Source organism: Pseudomonas sp. FP215 (genome assembly GCF_030687795.1).
In the GTDB taxonomy this organism is placed as follows: Bacteria; Pseudomonadota; Gammaproteobacteria; order Pseudomonadales; family Pseudomonadaceae; genus Aquipseudomonas; species Aquipseudomonas salmasensis.
Genome location: NZ_CP117447.1, coordinates 5,112,697 through 5,124,662, shown reverse-complemented (window position 1 = coordinate 5,124,662; position 11,966 = coordinate 5,112,697). Strand labels below are relative to the sequence as shown.

14 protein-coding genes are annotated in these 11,966 nt (G+C 60.2%); 8 read left to right on the top strand and 6 right to left on the bottom strand.

The genetic code is table 11. The features are described from left to right. The first annotated feature begins 23 nt into the window (after positions 1 to 23). Positions 24 to 872 carry a carbon-nitrogen hydrolase family protein gene (locus PSH76_RS23220; protein ID WP_032893563.1) on the top strand — a complete coding sequence of 283 codons (849 nt, stop codon included), beginning with the start codon at positions 24 to 26 and terminating at the stop codon, positions 870 to 872. Positions 873 to 888: 16 nt separating this feature from the next. After that, positions 889 to 2,331, top strand: coding sequence for a metalloprotease TldD (gene tldD / locus PSH76_RS23215; RefSeq protein ID WP_003188566.1), 1,443 nt, complete (start codon positions 889 to 891; stop codon positions 2,329 to 2,331). 45 nt (positions 2,332 to 2,376) lie between these two features. On the opposite strand, the gene yjgA is transcribed toward tldD, so the two are convergent. Then, positions 2,377 to 2,898 carry a ribosome biogenesis factor YjgA gene (yjgA, locus tag PSH76_RS23210; RefSeq protein ID WP_003188568.1) on the bottom strand — a complete coding sequence of 174 codons (522 nt, stop codon included), beginning with the start codon at positions 2,896 to 2,898 and terminating at the stop codon, positions 2,377 to 2,379. A gap of 108 nt (positions 2,899 to 3,006) precedes the next feature. Here yjgA and pmbA point away from each other — a divergent pair, with 108 nt between their 5' ends. The 6 genes from pmbA to PSH76_RS23180 all read left to right on the top strand — a co-directional run bounded on the left by pmbA (position 3,007) and on the right by PSH76_RS23180 (position 8,260). Further along, a complete protein-coding gene (gene pmbA, locus PSH76_RS23205; RefSeq protein ID WP_032893561.1) occupies positions 3,007 to 4,353 on the top strand; it encodes a metalloprotease PmbA in 1,347 nt (448 codons plus the stop codon). A 147-nt stretch (positions 4,354 to 4,500) separates the two neighbouring features. After that, entirely contained in the window at positions 4,501 to 4,896 is a 396-nt protein-coding gene (locus PSH76_RS23200; protein WP_305492988.1) for a FagA protein, read from the top strand. Continuing rightward, the gene (locus PSH76_RS23195) at positions 4,889 to 6,265 is read left to right on the top strand and encodes a lyase family protein (RefSeq protein ID WP_278917516.1); all 1,377 of its coding nucleotides are present in this window, start codon (positions 4,889 to 4,891) and stop codon (positions 6,263 to 6,265) included. Before PSH76_RS23200 ends, PSH76_RS23195 begins: the two co-directional genes overlap by 8 nt. A gap of 27 nt (positions 6,266 to 6,292) precedes the next feature. Continuing rightward, positions 6,293 to 6,721, top strand: coding sequence for a hypothetical protein (locus tag PSH76_RS23190; protein WP_003188573.1), 429 nt, complete (start codon positions 6,293 to 6,295; stop codon positions 6,719 to 6,721). Between the two features lies 1 nt (position 6,722). Next, entirely contained in the window at positions 6,723 to 7,334 is a 612-nt protein-coding gene (locus tag PSH76_RS23185) for a superoxide dismutase (RefSeq protein ID WP_044271631.1), read from the top strand. A gap of 32 nt (positions 7,335 to 7,366) precedes the next feature. Then, entirely contained in the window at positions 7,367 to 8,260 is an 894-nt protein-coding gene (locus PSH76_RS23180) for a ZIP family metal transporter (RefSeq protein ID WP_305492987.1), read from the top strand. 121 nt (positions 8,261 to 8,381) lie between these two features. Here the strand turns inward: PSH76_RS23180 and PSH76_RS23175 are convergent, their stop codons facing one another. From PSH76_RS23175 to PSH76_RS23155, 5 genes are all read right to left on the bottom strand, one after another. After that, entirely contained in the window at positions 8,382 to 8,654 is a 273-nt protein-coding gene (locus PSH76_RS23175; protein WP_032893555.1) for an HPr family phosphocarrier protein, read from the bottom strand. 16 nt (positions 8,655 to 8,670) lie between these two features. Continuing rightward, positions 8,671 to 9,528, bottom strand: coding sequence for an RNase adapter RapZ (gene rapZ / locus PSH76_RS23170; protein ID WP_003188578.1), 858 nt, complete (start codon positions 9,526 to 9,528; stop codon positions 8,671 to 8,673). A 2-nt stretch (positions 9,529 to 9,530) separates the two neighbouring features. Next, positions 9,531 to 9,995 (bottom strand): PTS IIA-like nitrogen regulatory protein PtsN, encoded by a 465-nt coding sequence (gene ptsN / locus PSH76_RS23165; protein ID WP_003188579.1) that lies wholly within the window; start codon positions 9,993 to 9,995, stop codon positions 9,531 to 9,533. Between the two features lie 10 nt (positions 9,996 to 10,005). Continuing rightward, a complete protein-coding gene (gene hpf, locus PSH76_RS23160) occupies positions 10,006 to 10,311 on the bottom strand; it encodes a ribosome hibernation-promoting factor, HPF/YfiA family (protein ID WP_003171804.1) in 306 nt (101 codons plus the stop codon). A gap of 75 nt (positions 10,312 to 10,386) precedes the next feature. Continuing rightward, a complete protein-coding gene (locus PSH76_RS23155) occupies positions 10,387 to 11,880 on the bottom strand; it encodes an RNA polymerase factor sigma-54 (protein WP_003188580.1) in 1,494 nt (497 codons plus the stop codon). Positions 11,881 to 11,966: the final 86 nt, after the last annotated feature.

The following is an 11,966-nucleotide window of genomic DNA, read 5'->3' as shown; positions in this document are numbered from 1 at the left end:
TGCCCTGTATGGAGTGTCGGCCCATGTCCTTTGCGGTAATTCAAATGGTCAGCCAGAGTGACGTGCTGGCCAACCTCGCCCAGGCGCGTCGCCTGCTGGAACAGGCGGCGGCCGGTGGTGCGAAACTCGCGGTGCTGCCGGAGAATTTCGCGGCCATGGGGCGCCGTGACGTGGCCGACATTGGTCGCGCCGAGGCGTTGGGCCAAGGCCCTGTGCTGCCCTGGTTGAAACAGGCCGCCCGCGACCTCACCTTATGGATAGTGGCCGGCACATTGCCGTTGCCGCCCAAGGACCAGCCCCACGCCAAACCCAATGCTTGCTCGCTGCTGATCAACGATCAGGGTGAAATCGTCGCTCGCTACGACAAACTCCATCTGTTTGATGTGGACGTAGCGGACGCTCGCGGTCGTTATCGCGAATCTGACGACTATGCTTTCGGTAGCCAGGTGGTGGTGGCGGATACGCCGGTGGGCCGTGTGGGGTTGACGGTGTGTTACGACCTGCGTTTCCCGGAGCTGTACAGCGAGTTGCGCGCGGCGGGGGCTGAACTGATTACCGCGCCTTCGGCTTTCACGGCGGTGACTGGGGCTGCGCACTGGGATGTGCTTATTCGTGCGCGGGCCATTGAAACCCAGTGCTACCTGCTGGCAGCCGCCCAGGGCGGTGTGCACCCAGGCCCACGGGAAACCTTTGGCCACGCGGCGATTGTCGACCCTTGGGGCCGAGTGCTGGCGCAACAGGATCAAGGCGAAGCGGTGTTACTGGCCGAACGCGATAGCAGTGAACAGGCGTCGATACGGGCGCGCATGCCGGTGACCAATCACCGGCGCTTTTTCTCGCAGGGCGCGCAGCGGCCTGCTTCAGAACGATGAATTTAAGGCCAAACCTATGAGCGAGTTGTTGTCCTCAGTCAGTGATCACCTCCTGGCACCCGGTGGCGTGACCATCGAAAGCCTGCAAACCGTACTCGGCGATCTGGCCGGGCCGGGTATCGATGCGGCTGACCTGTATTTCCAGGGGCAGATTTCCGAGTCCTGGGCGTTGGAAGATGGGATCGTCAAGGAAGGCAGTTTCAACCTTGACCAGGGCGTAGGCGTTCGCGCGCAATCGGGTGAGAAGACCGGCTTTGCCTACAGCAATGCGATCACCCTGGAGGCCCTGGGCCTGGCGGCGCGTGCCGCCCGTTCGATTTCCCGTGCCGGCCAGAATGGCACGGTGCAGGCATTCAGTACCCAGGACGTGGCCCAGTTGTATGCGCCGGATAACCCCTTGGAAGTGATCAGCCGTGCGGAAAAGGTCGAGCTGCTCAAGCGTATCGACGCCGCTACCCGTGCCTTGGACCCGCGTATCCAGCAAGTGACCGTGAGCATGGCCGGCGTGTGGGAGCGCATCCTCGTGGCGTCCACCGACGGTGGGCTGGCGGCGGATGTACGGCCGCTGGTGCGTTTCAATGTGAGTGTGATCGTCGAACAGAACGGGCGCCGCGAGCGCGGTGGCCATGGTGGCGGCGGGCGCACCGACTACCGTTATTTCCTCGCTGACGACCGTGCCATGGGCTATGCCCGTGAGGCGCTGCGCCAGGCATTGGTCAACCTGGAAGCGATTCCGGCACCGGCCGGTACCTTGCCGGTGGTGCTGGGTTCGGGCTGGTCTGGGGTGTTGCTCCACGAAGCCGTGGGCCATGGGCTGGAAGGCGATTTCAACCGCAAGGGCAGTTCCGCTTACAGCGGGCGCATGGGCGAAATGGTTGCGTCCAAGCTGTGCACCATTGTCGATGACGGTACCCTGGCCGGCCGCCGTGGTTCGCTGAGTGTCGATGACGAAGGGACGCCAACCGAATGCACCACCCTGATCGAGAACGGCGTGCTCAAGGGCTACATGCAAGACAAGCTCAACGCCCGCCTGATGGGCGTGGCGCGTACCGGTAATGGTCGTCGCGAGTCTTACGCGCACCTGCCGATGCCGCGCATGACCAACACCTACATGCTTGGTGGCCAAAGCGATCCGGCAGAAATCATTGCCTCGGTCAAACGCGGTATCTACTGCGCCAACCTCGGCGGCGGCCAGGTGGATATCACCAGCGGCAAGTTCGTGTTCTCCACCAGCGAGGCGTACCTGATCGAAGACGGCAAGATTACCGCGCCGGTCAAAGGGGCGACGCTGATTGGTAACGGGCCGGAAGCCATGAGCAAGGTGTCGATGGTCGGTAACGACCTGTCGCTGGACAGCGGCGTGGGCACGTGCGGCAAGGATGGGCAGTCGGTGCCGGTAGGTGTCGGCCAGCCAACCTTGAAAATTGATGCGATCACCGTGGGTGGCACGGGGTCGTAGGAGCGGGAGCTTCGGGTGGCGAAGACCGCCACCCGGGGAAGAGGATCAGCGCAGGCCGCGTTGAGTCTCGTCCAGCTCACGGATGTACTTGAAGATTTTACGGCTGGTGGCCGGCGCCTTGTTATGCGCCAGCTCGTGCTGGGCCTGACGGATCAGGGAGCGCAATTGCTGGCGGTCCGCGTCCGGGTAGTCCAGTACGAATTTCTCCAGCACCGCGTCATCGCCCGAGATCAGGCGGTCACGCCAACGTTCCAGGTTGTGGAAGCGTTCGTTGTACTGGCGAGTGGAGGCATCGGTTTGATCGAGCAAAGTCAGAATGGCGTCAATGTCTTGGTCGCGCATCAGTTTGCCGATAAACGAGATATGCCGTTTACGCGCGATATTCGCGGTGTGCTTGGGCGCATCGGCCAGGGCCCGACGCATTTCGTCGGTCAGTGGCAGTTTTGCAACCAAATCCTTTTTGAGCGTCGTAAGGCGCTCGCCAAGGTCAACCAGAGCATGCAGCTCACGTTTGACCTGGGTTTTGCTTTTCTCCCCATCGAGGGAGTCGTCGTAAGAATCAACCATGGTGGCAGTCCGCAAAGAAACGCCGCCATGATAACCAGTCGGGGGCCGCTTGTCCGGCCCGGTCGCTCGATGGCCATTACCGAAAGCAGAATTTGAGTGGAGAAAACCATGAGTGCAGCCCAAAGCGTCGGTCCACAAGCGTTACCGGCACTGCAGGAACAAGTCGAGCAGATCCTTGCCGAGGCCAAGCGCCAGGGGGCCAGCGCCTGTGAAGTGGCGGTGTCGCTGGAGCAAGGGTTGTCGACTTCGGTGCGCCAGCGGGAAGTGGAAACGGTTGAGTTCAATCGTGACCAAGGGTTTGGCATTACCTTATATGCAGGCCAGCGCAAAGGCTCGGCCAGCACCTCGGCCAGTGGCCCCGAGGCGATTCGCGAGACCGTCGCCGCGGCACTGGCGATTGCCAAGCACACCTCCGAGGATGAAAGCTCGGGCCTGGCCGACAAAGCGCTGATGGCCAAGGATGTGCAGGATTTTGACCTGTTCCATGCCTGGGACATCACCCCTGAGCAAGCCATCGAACTGGCGCTGACCTGCGAAGCGGCAGCCTTCGATGCCGATGCCCGCATCAAGAATGCGGACGGCACCACCTTGAGCACCCATCAGGGCTGCCGCGTCTACGGCAACAGCCATGGCTTTATCGGTGGCTATGCGTCCACGCGTCACAGCCTCAGTTGCGTGATGATCGCCGAAGCCAATGGGCAGATGCAGCGTGATTACTGGTACGACGTAAACCGCCAAGGCGAGTTACTGGCAGACCCTGCAAGCATTGGCCTGCGTGCGGCGCAACGGGCTGCAAGCCGCCTGGGCGCGCGCCCGGTGCCGACCTGCGAAGTGCCTGTGCTGTTTTCCGCTGAGCTGGCCGGTGGTTTGTTCGGTAGCTTCCTGGGGGCGATTTCCGGGGGCAACCTGTATCGCAAGTCTTCGTTCCTGGAAGGCGCCATCGGCCAGAAGCTGTTCCCTGAGTGGCTGACCATCGACGAGCGCCCCCACCTGATGCGCGCGATGGGCAGTTCGTCGTTCGACGGCGATGGCCTGGCCACCTATGCCAAGCCGTTTGTCGAAAAGGGTGAGCTGGTGTCCTATGTGCTGGGCACTTATGCCGGTCGCAAGCTGGGACTGCCAAGCACCGCCAACGCGGGCGGCGTGCATAACCTGTTCGTGACCCATGGCGATGAAGACCAGGCCGCGTTGTTGCGGCGGATGGGGCGCGGGTTGCTGGTGACTGAATTGATGGGCCATGGCCTGAACATGGTCACCGGTGACTACTCGCGCGGTGCGGCGGGCTTCTGGGTGGAGAACGGCGAGATTCAGTTCGCCGTCCAGGAAGTGACCATTGCCGGCAATATGCGCGATATGTTCAAGCAAATCGTTGCCGTGGGTAACGACCTGGAACTGCGCAGCAACATCCGCACGGGTTCGGTGCTGATCGAACGCATGACGGTCGCTGGCAGCTAATCCTTCCAGCACGTCCCGAAAGGCGCGCCATCGCAAAGATGGCGCGCCTTTTTTATTGCAGCTCTTTTTGTGGGATCAATGGGCTACTCTTGTTTTGATTCTCAATATCATTTAATAATAAATATCATTACCGAGTGAGTATGGCTCATGAGTTCTGTCCTGCATGAGGATCCCTATCTGGAAAGCTGGCGTTGGATGAGCCGCCAGATTCGCTGTGGCCTGGATCCCAATGAACCTCGCCTGATCGAGCATTACCTCAACGAAGGTCGGTACCTGGCGTGTTGCACCGCAACCCATCCGTGGACGATCGCCGAAACCTCATTTCGCTTGTTGATCGACACTGCCAGCGATATCGCCTTGCCCTGGCATTGGCGCTCCCTGTGCATGGACCAGGCCTGGCGGCCACTGCGCGACCTGGAAAAACTCTCCCACTGTGCCTGCCGCCTCAAGCGCTGGCAGACCTTTGCCTGGCAATTGGCGAGCTGCGAATTACTGCCTTCGATTTCCGTTTCTGACTTGGTGCAAGGATCTAATGATGAGTAACACCCGTATCGAACGCGACAGCATGGGCGAACTGCGTGTGCCGCAAGAAGCTTTGTATGGCGCGCAAACCCAGCGTGCCGTGAATAATTTTCCGATCAGTCATCAACCCATGCCGGCGCAGTTCATCCGCGCCCTGATCCTGGCCAAGACCGCCGCCGCGAGGGTCAACGTCGACCTCAAGCAAATCAGCGAAGGGCAGGGCAAGGCCATTGTCGATGCCGCCCAAGGCCTGCTGGAAGGCGACTACATGCAGCATTTTCCGGTGGATATCTTCCAGACCGGCTCTGGCACCAGCTCCAACATGAACGCCAACGAAGTGATCGCGACCCTTGCCAGCCGTTTGCTCGGCGAGACGGTCAACCCAAATGACCACGTCAATTGCGGCCAGAGCAGCAACGACATCATCCCCACCACCATCCACGTCAGTGCCGCGTTGGTGCTGCACGAGCAAACACTGCCGGCCCTGTTGCATCTGGTGCAAGTCATCGAGCAAAAAGCCGAGGCGGTTCACCCGTTCATCAAGACCGGTCGCACGCATTTGATGGACGCCATGCCGGTGCGCATGAGCCAGGTGCTCAACGGCTGGGCGCAGCAGCTCAAGGCCAATATCGGCCACTTGCAGGACCTGCTACCGGCGCTGCAAGCATTGGCCCAGGGCGGGACGGCAGTCGGCACCGGGATCAACGCGCATCCCGAGTTTGCCGGGCGCTTCAGCCAGCAACTGAGCCTTTTGACCGGCGTGAAGTTCACCCCCGGCAAGAACCTGTTTGCGCTGATTGGCTCCCAGGACACCGCCGTTGCAGTCTCTGGCCAGTTGAAAGCCACGGCGGTGTCGCTGATGAAGATCGCCAATGACCTGCGCTGGATGAACTCCGGCCCATTGGCCGGCCTCGGTGAAATCGAACTGGAGGCGCTGCAGCCGGGCTCGTCGATCATGCCGGGCAAGGTCAACCCGGTCATCCCGGAAGCGACCGCCATGGTGGCCGCCCAGGTTATTGGCAACGACACAGTGATCACCGTGGCCGGCCAATCGGGCAACTTCGAGCTGAATGTGATGCTGCCGATCATTGCCCAGAACCTGCTCAGCAGCCTGGAGTTGCTGGCCAACTCCAGCCGGTTGCTGGCGGACAAGGCCATTGCCAGCTTCAAGGTCAACGAACCCAAGCTCAAGGAAGCGCTGTCGCGCAATCCCATCCTGGTCACCGCACTTAACCCGATCATCGGCTACCAGAAAGCCGCTGAAATCGCCAAGAAGGCGTATCAGCAAGGCCGCCCGGTGATCGATGTCGCCCTCGAACACACCGACCTGCCTCGCAGCCAACTGGAAGTCCTGCTGGACCCGGAAAAGCTCACGGCTGGCGGCGTGTAATCAACGACCCTGCTTTGGAGGCTCACCATGGAGCACTGGAAACGCACGATCGAACGGGCCAATCGCTGCTTTATGGCGGGTGAGCTGGTTGACGCTCGCGAGGCCTATCTGCAAGCCCTGGCCCTGGCTCAAGTGTTGTTCGAACGCTGGGCGGATGCTGACGAAGCAGTGGCGGCTTGCGTCATTTCCCATCACAACCTGGCGGACCTGCACTTGCGCCTGAACCAGCCTGAGGAAAGCGCGGAATACCTGTGCGCTATCCATCAGCGCCTATTGCAGACCATGCAGGACCCACGCCTGAGCCCGTCATTGCGCGAGGCCGCGCTGCGCCAGAGCAGCAAGACCTACGTCGAGCTGCTGAATTTCATCAGCGATCACGGCGAATATCCACGCACTCATCGGCTGCTGGGCAGTGCTGCGACGCCAACGTCCACGTCCCACTATGGAGCACATTGATATGACCTATACCTTGCCGGCCTTGCCTTACGCCTACGACGCCCTCGAGCCGCATATCGACGCGCAAACCATGGAAATTCACTACACCAAGCACCACCAGACCTACATCAATAACCTCAATGCCGCGGTCGAGGGCACTGAGTTCGCCGGCTGGCCGGTGGAGAAGCTGGTGTCCAGCGTCCAAACATTGCCGGAGAAATTACGCGCCGCCGTGGTCAACCAAGGAGGCGGGCATGCAAACCACTCGTTGTTCTGGGCGGTCATGTCACCGACAGGGGGAGGCAAACCCGAGGGTGCACTGGGCAAGGCCATCGACGAACAACTTGGCGGCTTCGACAGCTTCAAGGAAGCGTTTACCAAGGCGGCGTTGACGCGTTTCGGCAGCGGTTGGGCCTGGTTGAGCGTTACCCCACAAAAAACGCTGGTGGTGGAAAGCAGCGGCAACCAGGACAGCCCGCTGATGAGCGGCAATACACCCATCCTTGGTCTGGACGTCTGGGAACACGCTTACTACCTGCAATATCAAAACCGACGACCCGAGTACATCAATGCATTTTATAGCGTCATCAACTGGCCGGAAGTTGCCGCGCGCTATCAGGCGGCCTTGGCCTGACACTCACTCCATAACAAGATCTAAGGCCGACTATGGGCACTCAAACACTGGCGATCGGTAGCGTGCGAATGTTTCGTTATGCGTTTGGCACGCTGCTGCTATTGGCAGGTACTGCGTTATTGGTGGCCCATGGGCTGGCCTGGTTGAACCTGGAACCGCGCATCTTGCGTGCTTTGCAGGGCGGGGCGATCTGCGCGCTCGGCACCGCGCTGGGGGCGGTGCCGGTGTTGGTGATTCGGCGCATGCCGATGGCGCTGAGCGATACCCTGCTGGGCTTTGGGGCTGGTGTGATGCTGGCGGCGACCGCGTTTTCCCTGGTCGTGCCGGGTATCGCTGCTGCTGAAGGCCTGGGGCTGTCGCCCTGGGGCGCCGGTGGCCTGATCAGCTTCGGCATCATGCTCGGAGCGTTCGGCCTTTACCTGGTGGACCGCAAGGTCTCTGGCGCCAGCCCGGAAATGCTGGTGGGTACACCGGATAAGCCGGTTATCCCGCCGCGTATTTGGTTATTCGTGTTTGCCATCATTGCGCACAACATTCCTGAAGGCATGGCCGTGGGTGTGTCTGCGGGCGGAGGCATGGCGGATGCCGACAGCCTCGCCATGGGCATTGCCTTGCAGGATGTCCCCGAAGGGCTGGTGATTGCGTTGGTATTGGCGGGAGCGGGAATGTCGAGGGCCAAGGCCTTCCTGATTGGCGCTGCATCAGGCTTGGTTGAACCGGTATTTGCGGTGCTCTGCGCATGGCTGGTGAGCCTTGCCGAAGTGTTGTTGCCGTTGGGTCTGGCGCTGGCCGCTGGGGCAATGTTGCTGGTGGTGACTCATGAAGTCATCCCCGAGTCGCGCCGTAATGGTCATGAAAAGCTCGCCAGCCTTGGGCTGTGCCTCGGGTTTTGCCTGATGATGGTGATGGATACGGCGTTAGGCTGAGGATGGCTTTATCTATGTAGGAGCGAGCTTGCTCGCGAAAAACCTGAGAGCACTGCGTTAAACCAGGATGCCCGCGTATCGTTGACGTTTTTCGCGAGCAAGCTCGCTCCTACAGTAGGGGTTATTCGCCTTCGTCGAAGTAGTTGTTAATCAACTCGACCAGTGCGGCCATTGCTTCGTCTTCTTGCTCGCCTTCGGTGCTCAGATGGATCTTGGTGCCTTTGCCGGCCGCCAACATCATCATCGCCATGATGCTTTTGCCATCGACCATGGACTCTGGCGTGCGCCCTGCACGGATCTGGCAGGGGAACTGCCCAGCCACGCCGACGAACTTAGCCGACGCCCGGGCGTGCAGGCCCAGCTTGTTGATGATTTCAATTTCCCGAGCCGGCATCGCAGTGGTGTTCCTTTCAGCTTAGGTCGCGGTGGCGAACCTGGACGTTCTTGAGGGTTTGTTGCAGCACCTGGCCCAGTCGTTCAGTCAAATAGACCGAGCGGTGGTGGCCACCGGTGCAGCCAATGGCAATGGTGACATAGGCCCGATTGCTGGCGGCAAAGCGCGGCAACCATTTGAGCAGGTAGCTGGAGATGTCCTGGAACATCTCTTCTACGTCCGGTTGCGCGGCCAGGTAGTCGACCACAGGCTGGTCCAACCCCGACTGATCGCGCAGTTCCGGCTTCCAGTAAGGGTTGGGCAGGCAGCGCACGTCGAACACCAGGTCGGCGTCTACCGGCATGCCGCGCTTGAAGCCAAAAGACTCGACCAGGAACGCCGTCCCCGGCTCAGGCTGGTTCAGCAGGCGCAGCTTGATCGCATCGCGCAACTGATACAGGTTCAGGTTGGTGGTGTTGATCTTCAGGTCGGCCAGGTCAATGATCGGCCCCAGCAGTTTGGTCTCGTCCTCGATGGCTTCGGCCAGAGAGCGGTTGGCACTGCTGAGGGGGTGACGTCGACGGGTTTCGGAGAACCGCTTGAGCAGGGTTTCTTCGTCTGCATCCAGGTACAGCACGTCGCAATGAATGTGCTTGGCGCGCACTTCTTCCAGCAGTTCCGGGAACCGCGAAAGGTGGCTGGGCAGGTTGCGCGCATCAATCGAGACAGCCACCAGTGGCTGTGCCAATTCGGTATGGATCAATGCACGTTCCGCCAGCTCTGGCAGCAGGCCGGCCGGCAGGTTGTCGATGCAATAGAAGCCGTTGTCCTCAAGCACATTGAGGGCGGTGCTCTTACCGGAGCCGGAGCGACCGCTGACGATGATCAAACGCATGATTACTGCCCGTTTTGTTCATCCAGGACAACTTGGTACAACGCTTCATTGCTGGAGGCGCTGCGCAGTTTGTCGCGTACATCCTTGCGGTCCAGCATGCTGGCGATCTGCCGGAGCAGTTCCAGGTGCGCATCGGTGGCGGCTTGCGGGACCAGCAGAACGAACAGCAGGTCAACCGGGGCACCGTCGATGGCGTCGAAGTCGATGGGTTTTTCCAGGTGCAGCAGCGCGCTGACCGGGGTATCGCAGCCTTCGAGGCGGCAGTGAGGAATGGCGATGCCGTTGCCAAAACCGGTCGAGCCGAGTTTTTCACGAGCAATCAGAGCTTCGAAAACATCTTGCATCTCCAGCTCAGGCACTTGGCTGCTGATCAGGTTGGCAATTTGTTCGAGGGCGCGCTTTTTACTGCCGCCCGGCACGTTCACGAGGGAACGGCCGGGGGTCAGGATGGTTTCAAGTCGGATCATGGGGGGAGAGTTAACGACCTGTACCTTGCATCAGGTGCAGATTCTTTTCCTTATGCTTTATGAGTTGGCGGTCGAGCTTGTCGTAAAGGGAGTCAATTGCCGCGTACATGTCTTCATGTTCCGCATTGGCGACGAGCTTGGCATTCGGTACGTGCAGGGTGGCCTCGATTTTCTGCTTGAGCTTATCGACCTCCATGATGACCTGCACGTTGGTGATCTTGTCAAAATGCCCCGCAAGCTTGTTCAGTTTGCTCTCGGTGTATTCACGCAGGGGCTTGGTGACTTCCAGCTGGTGTCCACTGATGTTGACTTGCATACAGCTTCTCCTTCGTTGCCAGTGCATAAAGCGGTGGGCAGGAATACCCACCACTGGAACGCTGTGGCCCGCCCGTCACATCAACCGCTTACGCTCGCTGGAAGGCGCGATCCCTAGGGACTCGCGGTACTTGGCGACGGTTCGACGGGCGACCTGAATGCCTTGTGCCTCCAGTAAACCAGCGATCTTGCTGTCACTCAACGGCTTTTTCTGATTTTCCGCGGCAACCAGTTTTTTGATGATCGCGCGGATCGCCGTGGACGAGCATTCGCCGCCCTCGGAGGTGCTGACGTGGCTGGAGAAAAAGTATTTCAGCTCATAAATACCCCGTGGGGTATGCATGAATTTCTGCGTGGTGACCCGGGAAATCGTCGATTCGTGCATACCGACGGCTTCGGCGATGTCGTGCAGCACCAGAGGCTTCATGGCCTCGTCGCCGTATTCCAGGAAACCGCGCTGGTGTTCGACGATTTGCGTCGCGACTTTCATCAGGGTTTCGTTGCGGCTTTGCAGGCTCTTGATGAACCACCGCGCTTCCTGCAACTGGTTGCGCATGAAGGTGTTGTCGGCGCTGGTGTCAGCGCGGCGCACAAAACCTGCGTATTGCGGGTTGACCCGCAGGCGCGGTACCGACTCCTGGTTCAGCTCCACCAGCCAGCGCTCGTTGTCCTTGCGCACGATGACGTCGGGGACCACGTATTCGGCTTCGCTGGATTCGATCTGCGAGCCCGGACGCGGGTTGAGGCTTTGCACCAGCTCGATGACCTGGCGCAAGTCATCTTCCTTGAGCTTCATGCGGCGCATCAGTTGGCTGTAGTCACGACTGCCCAACAGGTCGATGTAGTCACTGACCAGGCGTTGCGCTTCGGTGAGCCATGGCGTCTTGGCCGGCAGTTGGCGCAGTTGCAGCAACAGGCACTCGCTGAGTGTGCGGGCACCGATGCCGGCGGGTTCGAATTGCTGGATGCGGTGCAGGACGGCTTCGATTTCGTCCAGTTCGATGTCCAGTTCCGGGTCGAAGGCCTCGAGGATCTCGTCGAGGGTTTCGTCCAGGTAGCCTTGGTTGTTGATGCAATCGATCAGGGTGACCGCGATCAGACGATCGGTATCGGACATCGGCGCCAGGTTCAGTTGCCACAACAAGTGGCTCTGCAGGCTCTCACCCACCGACGTGCGGGTGGTGAAGTCCCACTCATCATCATCGTTGCTCGGCAGGCTGCTGGCGCTGGTCTGGTAGACGTCTTCCCACGCGGTGTCCACGGGAAGCTCGTTGGGAATGCGTTCGTTCCAGTCGCCTTCCTCCAGGTTATCCACCGTCGGGGCGGTTTCCTGATAGGAGGGTTCCTGCACGTCGGGATTGGGTTTTTGCTCGATGTTGTCGGCCAGCGGATCTGCGTTGTCGAAGTCGTCGCCTTCTTCCTGGCGTTCGAGCATCGGATTGGACTCCAGGGCCTCCTGGATTTCCTGTTGCAGGTCCAGGGTCGACAATTGGAGCAGGCGGATGGCCTGTTGCAGCTGCGGTGTCATCGTCAGCTGCTGGCCCATTCTCAGGACTAGCGATGGTTTCATGGCAGGGGCTTAACACCTTATTCGCCGGCGCAATGCGCCATCCACGACAGGGCGCGTGAGCGCCAAACATAAGCAAATTATATGCC

Coding starts and splice junctions, on each gene's coding strand:
- PSH76_RS23220 (WP_032893563.1), top strand. CDS start 24: ATGTCCTTTGCGGTAATTCAAATGGTCAGCCAGAGTGACGTGCTGGCC.
- tldD (WP_003188566.1), top strand. CDS start 889: ATGAGCGAGTTGTTGTCCTCAGTCAGTGATCACCTCCTGGCACCCGGT.
- yjgA (WP_003188568.1), bottom strand. CDS start 2,898: ATGGTTGATTCTTACGACGACTCCCTCGATGGGGAGAAAAGCAAAACC.
- pmbA (WP_032893561.1), top strand. CDS start 3,007: ATGAGTGCAGCCCAAAGCGTCGGTCCACAAGCGTTACCGGCACTGCAG.
- PSH76_RS23200 (WP_305492988.1), top strand. CDS start 4,501: ATGAGTTCTGTCCTGCATGAGGATCCCTATCTGGAAAGCTGGCGTTGG.
- PSH76_RS23195 (WP_278917516.1), top strand. CDS start 4,889: ATGAGTAACACCCGTATCGAACGCGACAGCATGGGCGAACTGCGTGTG.
- PSH76_RS23190 (WP_003188573.1), top strand. CDS start 6,293: ATGGAGCACTGGAAACGCACGATCGAACGGGCCAATCGCTGCTTTATG.
- PSH76_RS23185 (WP_044271631.1), top strand. CDS start 6,723: ATGACCTATACCTTGCCGGCCTTGCCTTACGCCTACGACGCCCTCGAG.
- PSH76_RS23180 (WP_305492987.1), top strand. CDS start 7,367: ATGGGCACTCAAACACTGGCGATCGGTAGCGTGCGAATGTTTCGTTAT.
- PSH76_RS23175 (WP_032893555.1), bottom strand. CDS start 8,654: ATGCCGGCTCGGGAAATTGAAATCATCAACAAGCTGGGCCTGCACGCC.
- rapZ (WP_003188578.1), bottom strand. CDS start 9,528: ATGCGTTTGATCATCGTCAGCGGTCGCTCCGGCTCCGGTAAGAGCACC.
- ptsN (WP_003188579.1), bottom strand. CDS start 9,995: ATGATCCGACTTGAAACCATCCTGACCCCCGGCCGTTCCCTCGTGAAC.
- hpf (WP_003171804.1), bottom strand. CDS start 10,311: ATGCAAGTCAACATCAGTGGACACCAGCTGGAAGTCACCAAGCCCCTG.
- PSH76_RS23155 (WP_003188580.1), bottom strand. CDS start 11,880: ATGAAACCATCGCTAGTCCTGAGAATGGGCCAGCAGCTGACGATGACA.